General features: G+C 45.0%; 22 protein-coding genes. 9 read left to right on the top strand and 13 right to left on the bottom strand.

Going from position 1 to position 22349, the window contains the following annotated elements; genetic code table 11:
* Positions 1-16: 16 nt before the first annotated feature.
* Positions 17-481, bottom strand: a complete 465-nt coding sequence (bcp, locus tag NAF29_RS06285) for a thioredoxin-dependent thiol peroxidase (RefSeq protein WP_251260636.1) — start codon at positions 479-481, stop codon at positions 17-19.
* Between the two features lie 136 nt (positions 482-617).
* Between bcp and dapA the strand changes: the two genes are divergently transcribed.
* Together dapA and bamC are read left to right on the top strand one after the other, a co-directional pair.
* A complete protein-coding gene (gene dapA, locus NAF29_RS06290; protein ID WP_251260637.1) occupies positions 618-1499 on the top strand; it encodes a 4-hydroxy-tetrahydrodipicolinate synthase in 882 nt (293 codons plus the stop codon).
* Between the two features lie 10 nt (positions 1500-1509).
* Positions 1510-2625 (top strand): NlpB/DapX family lipoprotein, encoded by a 1116-nt coding sequence (gene bamC, locus NAF29_RS06295; RefSeq protein WP_251260638.1) that lies wholly within the window; start codon positions 1510-1512, stop codon positions 2623-2625.
* Between the two features lie 84 nt (positions 2626-2709).
* Here bamC and NAF29_RS06300 read toward each other — a convergent pair whose 3' ends face one another.
* The 4 genes from NAF29_RS06300 to NAF29_RS06315 are packed head-to-tail and all read right to left on the bottom strand — an operon-like array spanning position 2710 to position 5079.
* Complete coding sequence (locus NAF29_RS06300; RefSeq protein WP_251260639.1) at positions 2710-2895, bottom strand: DUF2897 family protein; 186 nt, start codon at positions 2893-2895, stop codon at positions 2710-2712.
* A gap of 9 nt (positions 2896-2904) precedes the next feature.
* Positions 2905-3576, bottom strand: a complete 672-nt coding sequence (locus NAF29_RS06305) for a M15 family metallopeptidase (protein ID WP_251260640.1) — start codon at positions 3574-3576, stop codon at positions 2905-2907.
* Positions 3573-4712, bottom strand: a complete 1140-nt coding sequence (gene dapE / locus NAF29_RS06310) for a succinyl-diaminopimelate desuccinylase (RefSeq protein ID WP_251260641.1) — start codon at positions 4710-4712, stop codon at positions 3573-3575. Before dapE ends, NAF29_RS06305 begins: the two co-directional genes overlap by 4 nt.
* Before the next feature lie 4 nt (positions 4713-4716).
* Positions 4717-5079: an arsenate reductase gene (locus NAF29_RS06315; RefSeq protein WP_251260642.1), complete on the bottom strand. Its 363-nt coding sequence runs from the start codon at positions 5077-5079 to the stop codon at positions 4717-4719.
* A gap of 236 nt (positions 5080-5315) precedes the next feature.
* Here NAF29_RS06315 and NAF29_RS06320 point away from each other — a divergent pair, with 236 nt between their 5' ends.
* Positions 5316-6893 carry a methyl-accepting chemotaxis protein gene (locus tag NAF29_RS06320; RefSeq protein WP_251260643.1) on the top strand — a complete coding sequence of 526 codons (1578 nt, stop codon included), beginning with the start codon at positions 5316-5318 and terminating at the stop codon, positions 6891-6893.
* Positions 6894-6970: 77 nt separating this feature from the next.
* Entirely contained in the window at positions 6971-7474 is a 504-nt protein-coding gene (locus NAF29_RS06325; protein WP_251260644.1) for an arsinothricin resistance N-acetyltransferase ArsN1 family B, read from the top strand.
* 98 nt (positions 7475-7572) lie between these two features.
* Here NAF29_RS06325 and NAF29_RS06330 read toward each other — a convergent pair whose 3' ends face one another.
* Positions 7573-8205, bottom strand: a complete 633-nt coding sequence (locus tag NAF29_RS06330) for a helix-turn-helix transcriptional regulator (protein ID WP_251260645.1) — start codon at positions 8203-8205, stop codon at positions 7573-7575.
* A gap of 124 nt (positions 8206-8329) precedes the next feature.
* Between NAF29_RS06330 and NAF29_RS06335 the strand changes: the two genes are divergently transcribed.
* Complete coding sequence (locus NAF29_RS06335) at positions 8330-8935, top strand: NADPH-dependent FMN reductase (protein ID WP_285817658.1); 606 nt, start codon at positions 8330-8332, stop codon at positions 8933-8935.
* A 27-nt stretch (positions 8936-8962) separates the two neighbouring features.
* Positions 8963-9382, top strand: coding sequence for a VOC family protein (locus NAF29_RS06340; RefSeq protein WP_251260914.1), 420 nt, complete (start codon positions 8963-8965; stop codon positions 9380-9382).
* A 103-nt stretch (positions 9383-9485) separates the two neighbouring features.
* Here the strand turns inward: NAF29_RS06340 and NAF29_RS06345 are convergent, their stop codons facing one another.
* The 7 genes from NAF29_RS06345 to NAF29_RS06375 all read right to left on the bottom strand — a co-directional run bounded on the left by NAF29_RS06345 (position 9486) and on the right by NAF29_RS06375 (position 14705).
* Positions 9486-9695: a cold-shock protein gene (locus NAF29_RS06345; RefSeq protein ID WP_251260647.1), complete on the bottom strand. Its 210-nt coding sequence runs from the start codon at positions 9693-9695 to the stop codon at positions 9486-9488.
* Between the two features lie 352 nt (positions 9696-10047).
* On the bottom strand, positions 10048-10527 hold the full coding sequence (locus tag NAF29_RS06350; protein WP_432763231.1) for an Lrp/AsnC family transcriptional regulator: 480 nt from the start codon (positions 10525-10527) through the stop codon (positions 10048-10050).
* Positions 10528-10879: 352 nt separating this feature from the next.
* Positions 10880-11356, bottom strand: a complete 477-nt coding sequence (locus NAF29_RS06355) for a hypothetical protein (RefSeq protein ID WP_251260649.1) — start codon at positions 11354-11356, stop codon at positions 10880-10882.
* An 86-nt stretch (positions 11357-11442) separates the two neighbouring features.
* Positions 11443-11871 (bottom strand): YqaA family protein, encoded by a 429-nt coding sequence (locus NAF29_RS06360; RefSeq protein WP_251260650.1) that lies wholly within the window; start codon positions 11869-11871, stop codon positions 11443-11445.
* 32 nt (positions 11872-11903) lie between these two features.
* Positions 11904-12275 (bottom strand): DUF7793 family protein, encoded by a 372-nt coding sequence (locus NAF29_RS06365; RefSeq protein ID WP_251260651.1) that lies wholly within the window; start codon positions 12273-12275, stop codon positions 11904-11906.
* A 147-nt stretch (positions 12276-12422) separates the two neighbouring features.
* Positions 12423-13880, bottom strand: coding sequence for a dihydrolipoyl dehydrogenase (locus NAF29_RS06370; RefSeq protein ID WP_285817617.1), 1458 nt, complete (start codon positions 13878-13880; stop codon positions 12423-12425).
* A gap of 90 nt (positions 13881-13970) precedes the next feature.
* Complete coding sequence (locus NAF29_RS06375) at positions 13971-14705, bottom strand: glutathione peroxidase (protein ID WP_251260652.1); 735 nt, start codon at positions 14703-14705, stop codon at positions 13971-13973.
* 396 nt (positions 14706-15101) lie between these two features.
* Between NAF29_RS06375 and NAF29_RS06380 the strand changes: the two genes are divergently transcribed.
* The 3 genes from NAF29_RS06380 (at position 15102) to NAF29_RS06390 (ending at position 22281) form a co-directional block, all read left to right on the top strand.
* Positions 15102-17942 (top strand): beta-helix domain-containing protein, encoded by a 2841-nt coding sequence (locus NAF29_RS06380; protein ID WP_251260653.1) that lies wholly within the window; start codon positions 15102-15104, stop codon positions 17940-17942.
* Positions 17943-18064: 122 nt separating this feature from the next.
* Positions 18065-20734, top strand: a complete 2670-nt coding sequence (locus NAF29_RS06385; RefSeq protein WP_251260654.1) for a TonB-dependent receptor domain-containing protein — start codon at positions 18065-18067, stop codon at positions 20732-20734.
* 341 nt (positions 20735-21075) lie between these two features.
* Positions 21076-22281 (top strand): aminomethyl transferase family protein, encoded by a 1206-nt coding sequence (locus NAF29_RS06390; protein ID WP_251260655.1) that lies wholly within the window; start codon positions 21076-21078, stop codon positions 22279-22281.
* Positions 22282-22349 lie beyond the last annotated feature (68 nt).

The following is a 22349-nucleotide window of genomic DNA, read 5'->3' on the forward strand; positions in this document are numbered from 1 at the left end:
ACTTAGTCTCAGGGGATTAACCTTTTAAGTAATTTAACACTACATCGTGATGTTCTTTTGTTTTAAATTTGTCGAATACATGCTCAACCGTACCGTTTTCATCGATTAAAAATGAAGTGCGATGAATGCCGTCGTATTCCTTACCCATAAACTTCTTTAGGCCCCATATCCCAAAAGCATCGGCTATGGCATGGTCTTCATCAGACAATAACGAGAAGTTCAGGTCATATTTTTCAATAAATTTGACCAGTCTTGCAACTGGATCTGGGCTAATGCCGAATACCACTGTATTCTGAGCCTCTAGCTCTGACTTTACGTCACGTAGGCTGCATGCTTGAGTTGTGCAACCCGGAGTCATGGCTTTAGGATAAAAATAGACCAATACTTTTTTACCTTGATAGTCCGTTAAATTGACCGTGCTTCCATTTTGGTCAAGTAATGAAAACTCAGGTGCTTTAGAGCCAGCTTGAATCGGCGTCATGGTAATTTCCTTTGTTTATTTCTAAAAATACGAAGTCTGTGCTGTTACGGCGTAAAACAGTATGCAGTTCAAACTTGTCTTTAACATGGGCGCAAATTAACATAAGACGCTCACGATTTCAGGGGAATAAGAATACATGCTGTCAGGAAGCATTGTTGCTTTGGTTACACCAATGGACTCAAATGGCTCTGTCGATTATGACGGACTCAAGAAACTCGTCGATTGGCATGTTGAATCAGGCACTAGCGCAATTGTTGCAGTTGGAACTACAGGTGAGTCTGCAACATTAAACGTATCGGAACACTCCGAAGTTATCCGTAAGACTGTAGAGTTTGCGGCAGGCCGAGTTGATATCATTGCCGGAACAGGTGCAAACTCCACTCATGAAGCAATTGAGTTAACATTGGCGGCAGAAAAAGCCGGTGCAATGGCGTGTTTGAGTGTAACGCCTTATTACAATAAGCCGACGCAAGAAGGTTTGTTTTTACATTACAAAACGATTGCCGAGCGCTCTAAACTACCTCAAATTTTATACAACGTCCCTGGGCGCACTGCCGTTGACCTGCTTCCTGAAACCGTGATTCGCTTATCAGCTATTGATAATATCGTGGGCATCAAAGAAGCCACGGGTGACAATTCAAGAGTTGCGGTGTTGCGTGAAGGCTGCGGCGAAGAGTTTTTATTGTTCAGCGGAGACGATGCCGCTGGATGTGAATTCATGACTCTTGGCGGCAACGGTGTTATTTCGGTCACGAATAACGTAGCGCCCGTTGAAATGGCTGAAATGTGCCGTTTGGCACTGGCGGGGCAGAGTGGTGAGGCTGAAGTGATTAATCAACGATTAATGCCGCTTCATCAGAACCTATTTATTGAAGCAAATCCTATTCCTGTGAAATGGGCTTTGTGGCGCTTAGGCAGAGTTGAAACTCAGCATTTGCGTTTACCTTTAACCACGCTCTCGGAGGCTGGGCAAACTGTTGTCGAAAAGGCCATGCGAGAAGCGAATATGCTGAACTGAGTAGTCACTTATGGTAGTTAAAAAGGCGCTCATTTGCGCAATTCCCGCAGCGTTTGTTCTCGTGGGGTGTGCTGGTAATGATGACCGAGCTCGTTCAGATTACAAGTATCTTGAAGAACAACAAAGCACTCCACTGATGGTACCTGATGGCATGGAAATGCCGTTACAACGTTCAGAGTATGCGATTCCTAAAGTCAAAGATAACCCTGAAAATGTGGTTGGCGAAGACTTAGTGATTACGGCTCCAGTTCAAGTTCTGACGCTTGTTGACGGCAGTATTCGTCCGCAAGATGGTCGTCGTGCATCTATTGAATTTGATGTTCTAGACCAAAATGGCGCTGACCAAAGCGATCAAGTGTGGGAGTCGTTGTGGAATTATTTACGAAACAACCAAATCCAAGGGCGTTTTTGGGATAAAGAAGGCGGTACATTGGTCACTGATTGGTTCGTGGCCGACAGTCAAGCCGACCCAGCTTATTTCTGGGGGCTTGAGGATTACTTCATGGATCGCCGAGGCGATCTAGAAGTCAAAGCGCGATATGTTTTTAATTTAGAACTCAGTAAATCAGGCCGTACAGCCAAGTTGAGCGCAGCCATGGTTGGTTTTGAACGTTACTTAGATAGTGACTTAGAACGTAGTACCCCAACATCTGTTGAACGCGATAACTTCACGGTTAACTTTTTGAATGGTGCAGTGTTTCAATACCAAAAAGATGTTGCTTATCAGCAGCGCGAGCGCGTGAAACAAGAGCGCAGAGCACTTGCTTTGTCGTTACAAACAGACGAGAAAGGAAATACCTCTGTGATTGCTGCAGTGCCATTTGAGCAAGCTTGGGATCACATGTTTGACGTGCTGACACAAGCTGGATTTGTGGTTGAAGATAGAGATAAGAACCAAGCGACTTACTTCGTCAATGTGCCAGGTAGTTGGAGCTTTTCTAACCTGTTTAGTACTGACGACGGGGTATTGGAACTTGAATCGGGCGATTACAAACTGTTCTTTGGTGACCGAGGCAAAACAACCTCTATCTCGATCTTCGATGATGACAACAAGCCGTTAAGCTCGAAGAAAGTGACCAAAGCTTACAATGCACTGAAGGCTTCTCTGGATGCTGCTGAAAAGTAGTCACAAGAACCCACAAAAAAGGCCTTACACATGTAAGGCCTTTTTTATGTCAAGTTCATTTAACGATAGGCAAACTGCCTCTGATTAAACCTTCTCATCTTGTTCTTTCTCAGCATCTCGTTGCTTCTTCGCTTTTGCCACTGGGTCGACCAGATCTTCTCGGCTGGGTAGTTTCATTTTGGCTGAGTATTTCAACAACATCAGGTTGCTCACAATTACGCCAATTGCGAGTGCAATAATGCCAATAACAGCCCAGTGGTTTAACTCCATGTCATTCCCTTATTGGTTGACCCGTAATACGAAGCGCTCGAACAGCATTGGAAGGTTATCAAGCAAGGTTTGCTTTCCCGAGATTTTACTTTGATTCAAGCGTTCAGCAAGTATAGTGACGGAAATTTCTCGTGCGATGTGTTGTGCTATTTCACAATAGCTTAAGTGCCATGGTTCGATGGCCACACCATCTAAGTCTGCTGAGTAAGGCGCCATAAAGCCATATTGACACGCGTGTTGACGAAGCCAGCTTGACACGTCGGCTTGTGGGCCTCCGCTGCCGTATTCAGAAGCGACTAAATCAAATGGAATGTCACCTTGCAGACGTTTGCTATAAACGTCGAGGTCGGTTCCCCAATGGTGTCTACTTGCACCGGGTAGTGCTGAGAAACGCAGTATGGCGATAGCACGTTCTAACTCTGACAGTGAACCTATATCAAGGTGTTGATTTTGATCGTCAAGAACAGGTCTGAGTCCATTAAACTTTGCATTCCAAATAGCCAACTGGCGATCAAAGCTACGGTAGCTGCTCACCAAGTCCAATGATAATCCACACTCCGCTGCATGGTGTTGCATAGAACGCCAAGCATCAAGTGTTTCCTGCGTAAGTCCGTGACGTTCAGATAGCCACACTATGTGGCTATCGTCATCGCCTAACCAATTCGCAGCGGTTAGGTTCATGCGAGCAGGTGCTCCAAAATACCTTCGTACATATCGGTGAGTTGGATTAGATCGGTGCAATTCACGCATTCATTAATTTTGTGAATCGTGGCATTGCATGGACCCAATTCAATTACCTGCGCGCCTGTTGGCGCAATAAATCGGCCATCGGAAGTACCTCCAGTTGTGAGTAGCTCAGGTTCGTTTCCGTTCACTTTTTTGATGGCGACTTTTACCGCCTCGAGTAACTTGCCTGCGTCGGTCAAAAATGGTTGACCGTTGTAGGTCCAGCTTAAATCGTAATTTAAACCATAACTATCGATCAGACTTTCTACTCGTTGTACTAATCCGTCAGAGGTGCTCTGTGTGCTAAAGCGGAAGTTGAATTGCACATGCAACTCTCCGGGCACTACGTTTGAAGCCCCTGTGCCGGCATTGATATTGGCAATCTGGAAGCTAGTAGGCGGAAAATACTGGTTGCCGTCATCCCAAGATTTACTGCTTAATTCAGCCAGCATTGGGGCCGCTTTATGAACCGGGTTTTCAGATAAATGCGGATATGCGACGTGCCCTTGAACGCCTTTGACGGTTAGGTCTCCGGTGAGTGAACCGCGGCGCCCATTCTTCACAACATCGCCCACATGATTGGTGCTCGAAGGCTCTCCCACAATACACCAAGTGATTTTTTCTTGGCGTTGCTCTAAGTGGTCAATGACGCGGACCGTACCATTGATGAATGGCCCTTCTTCATCACTGGTGATCAGAAATGAAATTGAGCCTTGATGGTCTGGATTCTCAGCTACAAACCGTTCTACCGCAACGACCATAGCGGCCAATGAGCCTTTCATGTCGGCGGCACCGCGGCCATGTAAATGGTCATCGATAATGGTGGGCTCGAACGGTGGAGTGTGCCACTGAGTAAGGTCCCCAGGAGGAACAACATCCGTGTGCCCAGCAAAGCAAATAAGCGGAGCTTGAGTACCTCGTCGTGCCCAAAAATTAACGGTATCTTCAAATATAATGTGTTCTATGCGAAATCCACAAGCTTTAAGGCGCTGAATCATTAAATCTTGACAGCCTTCATCAAGAGGCGTGATCGAAGGACGAGCAATCAGATCTTTGGCTAGATCTATGGTGGGGTGCTTTATATCAGTCATCGACTTAACCTGATGTTAGTGGTTGATATAATTTTTCGTTGAAACCGACAGCAACTACTTGATCGCTGTTGACGAGTACGGGGCGCTTCATCAGCGTTGGGTGTTCAATAATGAGCGTCAATGCAGATTGTTCATTGAGATTGTCTTTCACCGATTGTTCCAATCCACGATAGCTTGTTGAACGCTTATTGAATAAAACTTCCCATCCTACTTGAGCCGCCCAGCCTTGCAATATTGTTGCATTGAGAGGTGTTTCGCGAACATCTTGAAAATCGTGAGAAATATTATTTTTTTCCAGCCATTTACGGGCTTTTCGAACGGTATCGCAATTGCTTATACCTAAAAGTGTCATGTGTGGCACTGACATAAAAAATCCTGATGCATATTATTTGTAGCCAAGCATATCAAAGCCCGCGTTCAAGGGCACACCTTCAGCTGATAGATTTCATTAAATCAGTTCAAAACAGGTATGTGGAAAATTTATTGTTGTATGTCATCGGACAATCGTTTTTAGCGGCATTGAATATCGAATATTGATTCAGCTTGGATTCAGCTTGGATGGTGTACTCTTCGCGATTTATTGACTAACGTAACAGCTGAACTATGAAACGAGATCGCGCCACGACCGGTCGGGAGCGCTTATTTCCCGCAGAACAAAAATTGATCTCAACGACAGATCTAAAAGGCGTGATCACATACGCAAACCAAGCGTTTATCGATATTAGTGGATACGGTGAAGAGGAATTGGTTGGTCACTCTCACAACATTGTTAGGCATCCTGATATGCCAGCCGCTGCTTTCAAAGTGATGTGGGACTATTTACAAGACGGCAAGCCTTGGATGGGGGTTGTAAAAAACCGCTGTAAGAATGGCGATCACTATTGGGTAAACGCTTATGTCACTCCGATTTTTGAAGAAGGACAACTCATTGGTTATGAGTCTGTTCGAACGATGCCCGAGCGCAACGATATAGCACGCGCAGAGTACCTTTATAGCCAAGTTAAAGCCGGCAAAAATCTCCCTAAAAACTATGCGCCTGTGATTGAGGGCATCATTGTTGTTGCGCTGATTACGTTAGTTATGACGTTATATGTGTTGGATTTTTCCAACCTGTCACTATTGATAGCGGTGTGTGCGGGCTTGACGGCTTTCGTTTATGGAAAAGTTGTGCGAAACGGCATTTTGAATCGGATCGAGCAATCACTTTCGTCTGGCTTTTGTCATCCACTTACCGCAGCGGTGATCAGCCCTGAGCGAGCGGATGAGGCTCGTTTACATTCAAAACTCAGGAGTCATCAAGCGCGATTAGAAACCGTGATGACTCGGGTTTTAGACGCAGCTCAGCGCGTATCTGACGAATCCAATTTAGGCTTAAAACTGTCTAGCGACGCATCGCAATTTATGCTGCAGCAACAACAGGAAACCGAACAAGTCGCAACAGCAATGAATGAAATGACCAGTACTATTTTGGAGGTGTCATCCCATATTCAAAGTACTGCTGAAAAATCATCAGAAGTGAACACCTTGGTCAGCCATGGAATGAATGTGGCTACAACCGCTAAAAGTGCGATTGAAAACTTAGATGATTCGGTCAACGATATTTCAGATGCGGTGACGGATTTGTCTGAACAAACCTCATTGATTATCGACGCGGCGCAAATTATTGAGCAAATTGCAGAACAGACGAATTTATTGGCGCTCAATGCTGCAATTGAGGCGGCTCGGGCAGGCGAACAAGGCCGAGGTTTTGCCGTCGTGGCCGATGAAATTAGAAAACTAGCCCAGAGAACGCAAGGGTCAACCCAAGATATTCATGAGATTGTGAAAAAACTCACTGTGACAGTGACTGAGTCTGAAGGTATGGCAAAAACCGGCAGAAAAGACGCGCTAGCGGGCATGGAGAAAGTTGCAGAAGCCGAGCGTGTATTGAGTGAAATACAAATGTCTGTCGTCACTATTAATGATATGACGCACCAGATTGCCACCGCAGTTGAAGAGCAAACTTTTGTGTCGGAAGGTATCAATAAACAGGTGACAAATATTTCAGATTTAGCCAACGACACCTTAGATACTGGCACCAAAGCGGCAGAAGGAGTCGTGCAGTTGAGCAAAGTTGCTGTGAGCTTACAAGACTTAGTGGTTCGTTTTGGGCGTCAATTGGACGACAAAAAACGAATGTAAATGCGTATATTTGATGTTGAACAGCAGCCGAATAATGGATATGTTGAAATGCTTATTGAAGTGAAAGGATTACCGCTGTGGTTAGCATTCGAGAGGTCCAAAGCACTGACGCTGGTGCAATAAGTGAAATCTACAACTATTACATTCATCATACGGTTATCACATTTGAGGAACATGAAGTATCTGCAGATGAGATGAAAAATAGGTTTGTAGCAGTTCACCATCAAGGTTTGCCGTGGCTGGTGGCACAACACAACGGAGATGTCGTTGGCTATGCCTATGCTAGTCAATGGAAACAAAGGTACTCCTTTCGGTTTTCAGTTGAAGTGACGGTGTATCTTGCACCTTCAGCATCTGGCAAAAGGATTGGAACTGCGTTGTATCAATCCCTTTTTGACGCGTTAAAAGCAACCTCCGTTCACATCATGATTGCCGGAATCACTGTTCCCAATGAAGCCAGCGTGGCTTTGCATGAAAAATTTGGCTTTCGAAAAGTAGGGCACTTTTCAGAAGTTGGATTTAAATTTGAACAATGGCTCGATGTGGGCTTTTGGCAGGTTGAAATGTCTGAAGTTCAATAAATCCTTACCATATCTGGCCGCTAAGGCAATTAGCATCAATATGACGCTTCACTAGCCGAACTGAGATCAGCATTCCAATGTTCCTTGTCACTTCAAGTTTAAATCTGCGATTCATTGCATGGTGTGACCTTATAGGCGCAGCGTCTGGCACCACTGATAATGTGCTCTTCTCGATTAACCGAGGCGATTCCGTCAAACAGGCGTTGAAAGATTTCGAGCTCTGAGCGACAGAAACCGATGCAGTGAGTTGCAGCAGCGCAGATAGGGCAATGATTCTCAAGCAGCAGAAAATAACAATCGTGCGTTTCAATTGCGGCCATGTAACCTTCTTGTGAGCGCAGTTCTACTAATTTGGCCAGCTTCTCTTCAACACTATTGAGCGGGTTTAATAGTGCTTGATAACTTAATTCTGTTGCACTTTCTCGATGCGAAATTAATTGGCTTAACCCCTCATCTCCAAAGATTTCTTTCACCGAGTCAATGAGTTGCACAGTCAGTTCATCATGTCGGTTTTCAAAGTGTTGATCGGCAACTGAGGTCAATGACCAGTATCGCGTTGGACGACCTCGTTTGGCTTTGCGATCTTCTATCGTTAGATCCCCGTTTTGCTCTAGGTGTTGCAGATGCTGTCGAACGCCCATTGATGTCATCTGTAACTCTATAGCGAGTTGAGATGCAGTCATGGGGCCCGATGTCTTGATGAGCTGAATAATTCGTTCTGTTGACTTCACGTAATACCTCTCTTGAGACCTTTATTATCGAAACCAAATTTAATTAAGTAAAGTTTTTTATTTACATTTATAGGTAAAGCAAATAGTTTATAAAATAAATGTAAAGCAAAAGGTTTATTAAATGATGAGTCTAGTGATCGTAAGCGGCAGTCAGCGACCTCATTCAGAGAGTGCCCGCGTTGCTGAATATATAACCCGAGCGGCGGTTATGTTTGAACACACGCGTCACATTGAATTGTGCCAAATGGACTTGCCATTTTGGGATGGTAGCCAGCAAAGCAGAGCAAATCATCCTCATTGGAATGAAATATCCGACGCACTCAACAATGCAGATGCCATTGCTCTGGTGACACCGGAGTGGGGTGGCATGGCATCGCCGTTGATGAAAAATTTTTTGCTGATGTGTGAACAACATACGCTAGCACATAAGCCATTGTTTTTATCCGCTGTAGTGAGTGGCGTTAGTGGTACGTATCCCATCGCAGAACTAAAAATGAATGCGCTGAAGAACTTGAAGTCGGTGGTCGTTCCTGACCATTTGATCGTGAGAAATGTGAATGACTTACTCCACCACTCCGAGCAAGTGTCAGAACGCGATCAAAGCTTAAGAACTAGAATTGATTACTATTTACACATGTTAAAACACTATACCGATGCAATGGTTCCGCTCAGAGAGCGAATTAGCCGTGAGCCTCACCCTCAACAACAGCAATTTATTTACGGCATGTAATGCAATAAAGCGCCAAAGGAGACAATGATGATTCGTTTAGAGCATATCAATCTGGTGGTATCAGATATCGAAAAAGTTCTGAGTTTTTATCGGGCGGCATTTCCTCATTGGAGGGTGCGTGGTAAGGGCACTGCAAAATGGTATGGCAAAGATCGGCAATGGGTACATTTTGGTGATGACGAGAATTACCTTACATTGAACGATGATGGCGAAGGTCACAATCGAAATCTAGAAGGGCATCAAGTGGGTCTTGCTCATTTTGCATTTGTTATTAATGATTTAGATGCGATGAATGAAAGGCTAGCGCTTGCTGGGTTTAATATTGCAAAACAAGGCGCGCAAGACCCTTATCGTAAAAATGTTTACTATCTTGATCCGGCAGGGTTTGAGGTTGAATTTGTTCAGTATTTCAGTGATTTGCCGCATCAGCGCAATCTTTATGCTTGAGTTAAACAAATGGGGAATATGAATTTCAGGCAATAAAAAAGCGGATTGAATAATCCGCTTTTTCGAAACATACGTGTTAGCCGTGTTGCTAACTTAATCGTAGTTATACGACAACGATGTTTTCAGCTTGAGGACCTTTTTTGCCCTGAGTCACTTGGAATTGTACTTTTTGGCCTTCAGCCAAAGTACGGAAACCAGTGCTTGAAATCGCGCTGAAGTGAGCGAATACGTCTGGACCAGACTCTTGCTCGATGAAACCAAAACCTTTTGTTTCGTTGAACCATTTAACGGTTCCAGTAGTTGTCTCTGACATCACTATATCCTATGGGTTAAAACTATATCTTAATGCTCGCCATTTTTGGTGAGCGGGTGTAGCGGGAAAACAGACTGAAACTTAAACCTACAGGACGTGATGACAAGCTGCGCATCCAAAACGAGAGGATAAATATTCGACTTTCTTTCTAGCTATGTCGGATTTTAAAGAAAAAATCTCAAATGCCAAGCATTAATAGAAAAATTCATACAATTGTCTTAAATTCATCAAATATTGGTCGTTTTGAAAACCAATAGCCATCCGAAGGAAAACGCTTCAGTGTCATTAAGCTAATTTAGCAGCGAGATCTTAACTTGCAAGCTTTTGGAAAGTTAAGATTTTCTGTGACACATTAACGAGAAGAATAGGGCTCCAGTGGTAGTTCTGTTTTGTCGATAACTTTTCTAAGCACAAAGCTTGAATGAACACCTGTAACGCCATCAATTCGCGTGAGGCGGCCCAGCAAAAACGCTTGGTAATAATCCATATCGGGCACCACAACGCGCAATAGGTAATCTGCGGATTGGCCCGTGACGATACTGCATTCGATGACTTCAGGAAATTGAGCAATGGTTTGTTCAAAGTTATCAAAACGTTCTGGCGTATGGCGATCCATGGTGACGGTCAAAATGACTGATAATTTCAACTCCAAGGCTTCTTGATCCAGCAAGGTCACATGTTTCTTTATCACTCCTGATTGCTCTAATCGCTTTACTCTGCGAGCGCATGGGGTAGGGGACAAACCTATTTTTTCGGCTAACTCTAAATTGCTGATGCGGCCGTTGGATTGCATTTCAGACAAGATTAGTTTGTCGTAATGGTCGAGCTTCAACATAACAAGGCCTATATAGAGACTAAAAGTGATATCTATTTTATGTTTGGTGATATTAACTCAATATTGTTTTTTTTGTAGTGTAAGTCGTTAGTTTTTGTTGGCTGTAATGATTTTTTAGTGACACTCGCTCAATCAATCAAGATAGACTGTGTCATAACGTCATTGCTTCCTGAGTTGGTGATCCTAGCAACGGAAGAGAATACTACTTGTTATGATGTGGCGGCCTTTTACCCAAAGGTTTGAAGCACATAAGCTAGGTACTTCACAAGAGTATTGTAGTGAAATTGATGTGAGGTGTTCGAATTGAGTACAGAAACCCGCATGCATTTGCTTGCGGGTTTTTTGCTATTTAGTTCACTCGTGCCGAAGGAAGAGTTGCAGCGGTGGCTTTCATTTGAGTGCAATACGCTGCTATTCGAACTTCACTGCGGAAATGTTCAACAATATCTATGTCGTAATTCACGGGGCATAGGCTTCGTTCTCGAAGTTGTTGTTCAAGGGCATTTAAAGCGATATGTTCGCGCAACACATCGGTATTGCTAGGTGTGCTTAAAATGTAAGGCGCTTGTTTGCGTGTCGCTAAACGCGGATCCCGTCCATTGCGTTTGTTCTTGGTTCTGCGAGGCTGATCATCGCTAAGTTCTCGACTAAGCTCCGGACCGGTTTTGATGAGGTGCGCAATATAAATGACCCCTACTAATCCATCTTCGCGACGATCAAATTTGAATTCCTCAGATTCGATAGGATTGACTTCTTCTGGGTCACTTGCGCATCCTACGAGAGACGCCAAAAGAGCAATAAAAATGAGTCGATATAATTGATACATAAGGCGCTTGGATTTGTTAAATGATACAAAGAAATTAAACATTACCATACCGTCTCGGCAGACAATTGCAAATAGAGAACAAGGCGTTAAGAGGCGATAAAAGGTGATGCCATCAGCAAAATAATGGCATAGCGTGCAGCTTTCCCAATGAACATGGCGATCGCTGTTTTCAAATAGGGCAGTTTAAGCCAGCCAGCCGCCAAACAAATGATATCCCCCACAATGGGTAACCAACTGAAAAGTAATGCCCATGCACCCCATCTGCGCACATAAGTTAGATACTTTAATTGTTGGTTTTTTTGGGCCAGCTGTTCAGGCGTGCGATACCGAGCGGCCTGAATGCCCATCCAGAATGTAATTAACCCACCTATTGTATTGCCTAAGGTGGCCGCAATGAAAAGCTGGAACGTGGGTGCCCATTGATTTAGGTGGGCTGCTAATAGTGCTGCTTCAGAGCCACCAGGAAGCAGAGTTGCTGCCAATAAGCTCGTTAGAAATAATCCGAAGACAGTCATGAAACCCACATATTTTTACGGCCAGGTGGGCACTATAACGTATTCAGCCAAGTCAGCGCACTGTCGCGAGAATTGAAAATGCGCATAGGTCGAGATGGAAAAGCAATGGTGTTGATCTCAACAAAAGATTCAGCCGACAAGCGCGCGAACCTACTAGTGGCGATCATCGCAATCGCTTTTAGACGATGCTGGTTGCCAAAATTTCGAATACCGTCAAAGTCAAAGTAGTTATCGTCTCGCCATTCAAATAACAGCGCAAACGGTTTTGTGGTATTGAGCTGAAGCCAGTGATTAAACACTAACTGGGTGGTGCTATCGACCTCAGCATCGGTCGCAGGAATCCACTCGACCAAATGGTCGGAATGATGTTTGAAACTTCCAAGTTCTTGGATGTCTTCGGTCATAAGGCTCTCCAATCATAACCACAGAGCTAAAACAATGACCTTCCTTGGTAGTGTTGGGAGTACATATTGATATGATTTAGAGAAGCAAACCTTCGGTTAGTTCAATTAATTCGAAGGACGCTCGATTTGAGCGTCCTTGATTAAAAACTAGGCCATGCCTTCTTGCTCACATTCCATACAGGTTGTTGCACAATCAGAATTCGAATCGAGTTGGTCAGCTGCACTTCTGAGTGCTGTGCGGACGCCTTCTTCAATCACAGGGTGATAAAATGGCATGTCCAACATTTGGGCAATTGTCATTTGCTGTTGATGCGCCCAAGCCAATAGGTGGGCAAGGTGCTCGGCTGCAGGACCAATCATTTCAGCCCCCATGAGTATGCCGGTGCCTTGCTCTGCATAGATACGAAGGAGTCCCTTGTTTTTTAGCATCACTCGACTTCGGCCTTGGTTTTCAAAGCTTACTTCGCCAATGACCAAACAATTGCACGCGCCAAGACGACGTTGAGCTTCTTGATAGGTCATACCGATCATTGCTATTTGCGGGTCGCTAAACACAACAGAAATGGCGCTTCTTCTCAATCCATTCTGTAATGTTGGGTATCGTCCTGCATTGTCACCCGCGATTCGCCCTTGATCTGCAGCTTCATGCAATAGCGGCAATTGGTTGCTGGCATCTCCTGCAATAAATATATGCGGCATAGATGATTGCATAGTGAGAGGGTCGGCAATTGGAACGCCTTTCGAATCAAGATCCAGCGATAAGCTTTCTAAGGCAAGTTTATCTACATTTGGGCGTCTGCCAGTCGCAGCAATTACGTAGTTAACTTTGATGTCTTGCAATGTACCGTGATCATCAACATAGCGAATATCAACAGCATTTCCATTGCGTTTCATATGCTCAAGTTTAACATCGGGGTAGAGTGGAAATTCATGTTTGAAGGTTTGTGTTGCATACTCTCGAACAGCTGGATCCGTTAAGGGACCCACATTACCGCCAACACCGAACATGTGAACCTGAACGCCAAGACGATGCAAAGCTTGCCCTAACTCAAGGCCAATCACCCCTGGGCCAAATATCGCGATAGAGGCAGGAAGATCATCCCAGTCAAAAATGTCGTCATTGACGACTAATCGGTCACCCAGTTCGTTCCAGACTTGCGGATAGGCTGGGCGTGAGCCGGTTGCGATGACAATGCGTTCAGCATGAATTTGTGTGTGCCCATCCACTTGCAACGTATGAGTGCCAACAAACTTTGCATAGCCTTCAATCTTGTCTTCACTCGGAATTGAGTCGACGCCTTCGACCACAAAGCCGACGAATCGATCGCGTTCACTTTTGACACGAGCCATCACTTGTTTGCTATCAACAACCACTGCTCCTTCAATGTGTACACCGAAGGCGTCGGTCGATTGTGCTTGATGAGAGGCCTCGGCGGCAGCAATCAGAAGCTTTGAAGGCATACAGCCCACTCGAGCGCACGTTGTTCCAAATGGGCCGCCTTCAATCATAACGACGTGATTCGCATGTTGCTTTGCTGCGCGGTAAGCAGATAAGCCGGCAGTACCACCGCCAATCACGGCGACGTCAACAGTTAGTTGTTTCATAACAGCTCCAAGAAATACAGTAGAAGAGGTAGATACGATATTGAGTGATGAGAAGAAAGGCTCGGCAACCCGAGCCTTGAGAGCAATGACCTATGCTTGACTAAGGTAAGCGTCGAGCTCTTCGCTACCACCGATGTGTTCACCATTAATAAAGATTTGTGGCACTGTTGAGCGCCCCGTCATCGCTTTCAAGCTGACCGTGGTGGCATCGGTCCCCAAAATCACTTCCTCATAGCGAATGTGGGCATCTTGTAGTGCTTGCTTCGCCTTGGCACAGAACGGGCAACCTGGTTTTGAGATCACACTCACCGAAAGCGGCTTTGCTGCCTCTGGAGCAATGTAGTTCAACATTGTGTCTGCATCTGAGACTTCAAACGGGTCACCTGGTTTGTTGGGTTCGATGAACATTTTCTCAATGACCCCGTTTTTCACCAACATCGAGTAGCGCCAAGAACGCTTGCCGAAGCCGATGTCAGACTTATCCACCAACATTTCCATACCGTCACTGAATTCGCCATTGCCATCTGGAATGACGTTAATATTTTCAGCTTCTTGATCAGCCAGCCAAGCATTCATAACAAATGTGTCGTTAACGCTCATGCAAACGATATCGTCCACGCCATTTTCCTTGAATACACTGGCAAGCTCGTTGTAACGAGGTAAGTGTGTTGAGGAACACGTTGGAGTGAAAGCTCCCGGAAGAGAGAATACAATCACGGTTTTGTTGGCAAAGATATCTTCGGTCGTTACATCCAGCCATTGATCGTCTTTACGAGTGCGAAAAGTAACCTGTGGAACTGATTGACCTTCTTTATTATTTAACATGGTAAAGCTCCTAACTTGTTTAAAATTCAAATGTCGTGTTGATGGAACCTAGTATTACCGAAGTTCATTGAAAGGTTAAGTCGTATAAACCTATTAGTTTGATAGGAATCAATGTTTATTAATCTTGTCGATATAGGCAGTTTTTTAAGTTTTATTCGACTTGTTATAGTGCTTTAGCCGTTAAAGCTCAGCAGCTAGTGAAATATTTATTACAAATGTAGATTTTTTGATGCGGCTGTAATTTCTTTGTATCCCTTATTCCTATTGGTCTGAAATTTTTCTGAAACATTTGTGTTGCTGTTCTGTAACAAAGTTGAAGTCTTTTTGTAATTTTTTGGGGGTAGCTTTGCTGTCGCTTATTACTAAATGCGATTAATTCCATCCTCGGAGAAGACAATGGAACTGAAAAACCTGTTTAAGCTTGGCGCGATTGCAGCTGGGCTTGTGCTTGCTGGTTGTGGCGGTGGCGACATCAACATTAATACTGGCGATGAAATTGTTGATGGCGGTACCGGTGGTGGTACTGGTGGCGATCAACAGACTCCTCAAGAAATAGCCTACGGCGGTTTCGCGACTAAAAGTACCACAATTGCTGCGATTGATGGAAAAGAAGTTTGGACCCTCGGCGGGTTGATCGAGCCGACGACTGAATCTGCATCAAACTTCTTAACAGGCGGCCAAAGCGGCAATGAAGTTGTTTTAGGTGACGACGTTGTATGGTTGCTTGAAGAGCCAGTCATCATTGGTGGCGATAACGAAAACTCTGTTGAGTTGACGATTCTTCCAGGCACTAAGATTTTAGGTGACGACGGTTCTTACATCGTTGTTAGCCGTGGTTCAAAAATCATGGCAGAAGGTACGGCCGACGCGCCAATCGTAATGACCTCTTTGGCAGCAGAAGTGACTGAAGGCTCTAAAGGTGATTGGGGTGGATTAGTACTTCTTGGTAACGCTCCTGTAAATACATGTGCTGAAGCAGCAACATGTGATGCATCGTTTGAAGTAGGTGACTACTCATACGGTGGCGACGATGAAACTGATAGTTCAGGTTCATTGAAATATGTTCGTGTTGAATTTGGTGGTTTCAAAATCAATGATACTCAAGAAATGAACGGTATCAGCTTTGCTGGTGTGGGTTCAGGAACTGAAGTTGATTACATTCAAGTCCACGAAAACAACGATGACGGTGTAGAGTTCTGGGGCGGTAACGTTTCTATTTCTCACGTTGTGTTGACGAATAACTTTGATGATTCTTTAGATTGGACAAACGGTTGGAACGGTTCTGCGCAACACGTCTACATCAGCCAATCTGATAACGGTTCTAACCGTGGTATTGAAGGTGATAGCAACGGCGGTCAACCTGCTTCAATCCCTGTTTCTCACCCAACACTTGCTAACGTAACGATTCAAGTTGCGAACGGCACAAACTCTTCTGACGACGACGCTGAAGGCATCATCTACCGTGCAGGAACGCAAGTTACTGCATACAACGTTCTGGTTAAAGGCGACGTCGATTCAGGTGAATGTTTAGAAATTAACGATGACTCAACTGTCACAAACGCAGAAGCGGGTATGTTGAAAATGACGCACAGCTTAATTGACTGTGTTGAACCTTTCAAAAATGCAAAAGCAGATGAAGAGAAAGGCACAACTTTAGCGTATGACGTTGAAGCTTGGTTCATGGGGCAAGAAGGTAACTTGGCGGCAGCTGCTGACCTTACGGGTTACATGCCAAACACTTCTTCTGTTGCATTGACAGGCGGCATGGCTGACTTGTCTAACATGGACGACCGTTTAGATGACGCTGATTACATCGGAGCATTCGATGGTGAAAATGATTGGACCGAAGGTTGGACTTACGATGCTGATGCAGTCTCTGCTCCAGTAGAACTTCAACCACTCACATCTTGCCCTGCTGGCACAACAACCGAACAGGTTGCGAGCGGCTTGTATAAAGATGCAGCAGTCACTTTAGTTTGTTCGTTCTCGGGCACATTGACTTCTGATGTGACGCTTTTAGCTGGCTCAAACGTCCTGTACAAAGTTGACGGCGGCCCAGTCATTGTTGGCGGCGACAACGAACAATCAGCAACACTTGCTATTCAAGCCGGTGTAAACCTTTTCGGTACAAGCGATAGCTACATTGCGGTGAGTCGTGGTTCAGAAATCATGGCTTTGGGTACTGCTGATTTGCCAATCGTGATGACATCTGAAGAAGATGTGATTGCGGGCGCTGAAGGCGAACGTGCTCAATGGGGCGGCTTGGTATTGTTGGGTAACGGCTTAACTAATGCGTGTCCTGACAAAAATGATTGCGATGCTTCATTTGAAGTAGGTAGCCATTCTTACGGCGGAAATGACAACACAGATAGCAGCGGTCAATTAAGCTACGTTGTTGTTAAGTATGCTGGTTTTAAAGTGAACGATACTCAAGAAATGAACGGTATCAGCTTTGCAGCAGTCGGTTCTGGAACTCAAGTAGACCACATCCAAGTCCATGCGAATGGCGATGATGGGGTCGAATTCTGGGGTGGTGCGGTGAACTTGAAATACGTTTACTTGACTCACAACTTGGATGATAGCTGGGATTGGACTAACGGTTGGACAGGTAAAGCACAGTTTGTATTCATCGAGCACGAAGATGGTGTTGCAAACCGTGGTATCGAAGCCGACAGCCACTCAGACCCAAAAAATGGTGAAGCGGAAGCAACTCCAACTTCAGCTCCAATGCTTGCCAACGTAACTATCCTTCCAGGTGTAGACGTTGCTAACCCAAGCGGTGACAAAGGCGAAGGTATTATTCTTCGCAAAGGCACAGCGGGCGAGCTTTACAACCTATTGGTTCAAGGCCGCAAAGGTGACACGGGTGAAACTGAATCAGGCGAATGTTTAGAGCTTGATGGTGAGCAAGCAGGCCTTATTGAGCACGTTGAAGACGGTACTTTGTTAATTCAACACTCAATCATCGATTGTAACGAAGAGTTCAAATACTCAAACGGCGACAACGAGAACACGGTAGATGCTGTCAACGTTGAAACTTGGTTCTTAGGTCAAGATGGTAATTCCGCAACGGCAGTAATGCTAACTGACGGAATGCCTGCAGCTGACGATGCCACTTTGATTGGTACTGGTAAAGATATGCCAGCAGTTGATTCATTCTTTGATGAAGCTGACTACATCGGTGCATTCGACGGTCAAAACAATTGGCTAGAAGGTTGGACTTACAGCCCTAAGTAAGCCCGACAAGCAGGGAGCTTCGGCTCCCTGATATTCAACCTCCTTATTTTTAAGTTTGAATATTTTTCGGGTTACTCCAAGTGAGTGGCCCGACTCTGAATTGCATACAGGATTGTAATAGTATGAAAACCAAGCCGAGTTTTACCGCCAAGAAGGTAACCCGCGCCGTTGCATCAGCCTTATCAGTAGCCGCATTGTTCAGTGCTCCTTCGGTCTTTGCACAAGAAGAAACCGAAACAACTTATGAGCCAGGCGAAATTGAAGTCATTGCTGTGACAGCTCGCCTGAAAAGCGCTGCATCAGACGTCATGGAAGAGCGTCGTGACCAAACCTATGTTGCAGATCTCATGGGGGCGGACCAAATTTCAAGAACAGGTGATAGTGATGCCGCTGCAGCCTTACGTCGTGTGACCGGTTTGACGCTGAAAGATGGCAAATTTATTTACGTACGTGGTTTAGGCGAGCGCTATTCAAGCACTTCGCTAAACGGCGCTATAGTTCCTTCTCCAGATCCAACACGTAATGTTGTGCCTCTGGATATGTTCCCAGCGTCTATTATTGAGTCGCTGTCGGTCCAAAAGTCGAGCACAGCGAAGACTCCAGCCGCTTTCGGTGGTGGACACGTTGATATTCGCACTAAATCTATTCCTTCAGATTTTTTCTTCAAGCTATCTGCTGGAACGCGCTATAACACCAATGATTCAGACGACACCTACACATATGCTGGTGGCGATGACGATTGGTATGGCAAGGATGATGGCACGCGTGAAATGCCATCCAGTATTAACAGTACAATCGACCAGTATGGTGGCATCAGCCCCATTGATATCTTGACTGGATCGAATGGCCAAATTGATTTTGCTACGGCTCAGCAAATGAACCGTGAATTGGCGTTGGACATGAACCGCGATATGACGGTTAAAACTGAAGATACCGATCTCGGTTTACGTGGCAACGTGGCATTAGGAAACAGCTGGGATTTAGGCAAAGATTCTATTTTTGGTATTGTCGGGGCGCTTTCTTACAAGGAACAGTCTGAGAACTACAGCCAATCAGAAAAAGAAATTGCAGGTTCAGGCGATAATGTATCGTTAGAAGGCTCTAAAGAAGAGCAAGGTACCGATTCAATTACTCAATGGTCAGCAATTTTGAACATGGGTTTTGAACTCAACGAAAACAACAAAATTGAAACTTTCTCAACTTATTTGAGTGACACATCAGATGATGTATCCGTCACCATTGAAGAAACGATTGATACCTTAGGTGAACCTCAAGCACTGCAAGTTTACTCTATCGATTACGAAGAGCGTACATTGATGAGTAACCAAGCCAAGGGGACTCACTTTTTGCCCCGCTTTTGGGACTTAGAAGTCAACTGGATGGCGTCTGATGCTCGTTCGCGTCGATACGCTCCCAATGAATTGTCGTACACCTACAACGTCGCGTTTGACGACGCAGGTACAATGACTGGACGCTCATTGAATACGCAAGATGCGCCCAAATATGTCTACAGTCGTCTCGATGATGACACTGAAAACTTAGCTTGGGATGTAACATTGCCTTTGAGTCTTTCATGGGCTGAAGTACGTTTGACCGGTGGTTACAACTACTTCGAGCGCACCCGTGAAAGCTATGCAACACGTTTAGGGTTTGATGTCGACTTAGCACCTTCTGATCCAAACGGCGACATTCTGAGCCAAGAATTTAACGACATCTTCTCAGACTCAAATATCAGCACTAACGTGTTGGACATTGAACTTAAAGATGCTTCAACCGACACAGAAGACTATATTGCAGCAGAGAAAAACGATTCAGCGTTTGGTGAAATTGACCTGAATTTCGACGACGTATGGCGTGTTGTTGCTGGTGTTCGCTATGAAGATTTTCGCCGCGCTACTTTACCTTTAACGCCAGATGGCGATATTTCTGATGAAGGTGGCCGTTACGACGTAGAAGATTATGTGATTGCCGAAGATGGTTGGTATCCATCTTTGTCTGTGACTTGGCAGCAAACGGACGAAATGCAATGGCGTTTTGGTGCGAGTAAAACAATTGTTCGCCCTGATTTGCGTGAATTGTCTCCTGTACGTTTCCAAGATCCGGTCACCGGTTTTGATTTCTTCGGTAACCCAGAGTTGGAAAGCTCTGACATTATCAACGTCGATGTACGTTGGGAATGGTACATGGAGTCGGGTTCTAACTTAAGCGTCGGTGCATTCTACAAAGATCTAGAAGCGCCTATCGAGCCGGTTCAGCGTATTTCCGAAGCGGGTCGACAGCTGAAGTTCTATAACGCTGAATCAGGATACATCTATGGTATTGAAACTGAATTCTTGCGTGACTTCTCGTTTATCGATTCGCAATCAGACGTTTGGGAAGGGTTCTTCGTATCGGGCAACTTAACTGTCAGCGACTCTGAAATTGAAATCGCTAAAAGTGGTGAAATTGACCCAACGAATCTGAAGCGCCGCATGACAGGCCATTCGGAGTGGGTTGCAAACATGCAATTTAGCTTTGATTCTCCAGACGGATATCACTCAGCAACACTTGCCTACAATGTATTTGGTGAGCGAATTGCTTGGGGCGGAACCGCCGGACTGGATGACGTTTACGAGCAGCCATTTCACAGTCTTGATTTGACCTACAGCTACTTCGCAACGGATAGCCTTGCGTTCAAATTCAAAGCAAAGAACATGTTGGGTGAAGAATCTGAATATGACCAAGAGGACACAACGGTCTATCAGAAAGATCCAGGTACAGAGTTCACGCTTCAATTCACATACGAGTATTAATACTCATGTTACACCGGCTCACTAGAGCCGGTGTTTATCTAATTACTATAACTATAAGCTTAATCGCACTTAACACTCCGTCTGCACCCTTGTGGTGCTTTTTTTTTGCGCGCCCCAAATTTCCTTATAAATGCAAGCCAGAGCACATCTTACCTGTGCATCTCCCTTCGATATTTTGACAATATTCAGATCCCTTCTACCTTGAGTTTCTGAGTCTTCTATAAATTTCAGGTCTCGAATTTTAAGTGCGCTAAATATTTGAGGCCACATCAAGTGACGTAGTGCCCGCTAGAAACATTGATCTAGTAAGGGTCGAATACATGAGCGACAAGGAAGTTAGAATGGACAAGTACTCTTCTGTAGAAAGGTATCCTCAAGCGACAGTTCAGCACACAAGAGCTCTCACTTTAAATACGGCTCTTCATGCCAAACATCTTGCCAATGGTGCTCAAATGGAGCAGCAGGGCGGGTGGATACGGCCTTTATATTATGGGTATGCGCATAAGCGGCAGGCATCAGTGCTGTCCGAAGCGCTCAATGTGCGTCGTAATGTGGGAATGTTAGATATAAGTACATTAGGCTGTATTCATGTGCGCGGTGTAGATGCTGTGAAATTGCTAGATTGGGCTTACACCGGCCGTTTTTCTACCCTCTCTCTTGAGCGGGCGAAGTACGTGGTGATGACCAATGATTCTGGCATCGTGACCGATGATGGATTGGTGTGCCGTCTTAAACAGGATGAATTTTGGCTGACGACAACCACCAGAGGTCTTAAACAGGTTATGGATCAGCTCATGCGAATTGTAGAATCAGAGCAATTCAACGTCAGTGTGAATGATGTGACGACTGATTATGCAGCGATCAATCTTACGGGGCCCAATGCGCGACATGTTCTTGCGGAGCTTGTGCCTTTAGCTGCAATAGAAAATGATAAATTCCCCTATATGAATCATCGTTTAATGGCGGTTTTGGGTTTCTCCGCACGTATCATACGGGTGGGGTTTGTGGGCGAGCTTAGCTACGAAATACATGTGGAAACCCAACATGCAGAAGCCCTTTGGGATGCTTTAATGGCGGCAGGGAAAACCATGAAAATTCGCCCGTTTGGACTCTTAGCGCAACGCATGCTTCGGCTGGAAAAAGGCCATATGATCATCGGTTGCGACACAACCCTTAGCTCAACTCCCTATGAGCTGTCGTTGGGAGACTTAGTTGATCTTTGTAAAGACAATTTTATCGGTAAGCAGAGCTTATTAAATCTTCAGAATACGAGCACTCAGTTGCTAGTGGGTGTTCGGATTTTTTCAGATGACAAACCAGAGAGCCTGGGTATTCCTATCTTTTCGGATCAAGGCTTGTGCGGAAGTTTACGTACGTGCGATTTCTCACCTTCCACAGGGCAAGTGATCGGGTTGGCCATCGTGGACCGACAATACAGTTGTGCAGGCCAAGCTCTAGCATTTAAATCAACCAGTGGGCGTTGGGAAAGAGCGGAGGTCGTGAATATGCCTTTTTACGATGGTGACTTGGTTCGTCAACGGCTTTAATGCCTTGTGTTGGTCGCTGAATGGAAGGTACAAAAAAGCCAGCATCAGCTGGCTTTATCACTAAGTCT

The sequence above is a fragment of the Echinimonas agarilytica genome (assembly GCF_023703465.1).
GTDB classification, from domain to species: Bacteria; Pseudomonadota; Gammaproteobacteria; order Enterobacterales; family Neiellaceae; genus Echinimonas; species Echinimonas agarilytica.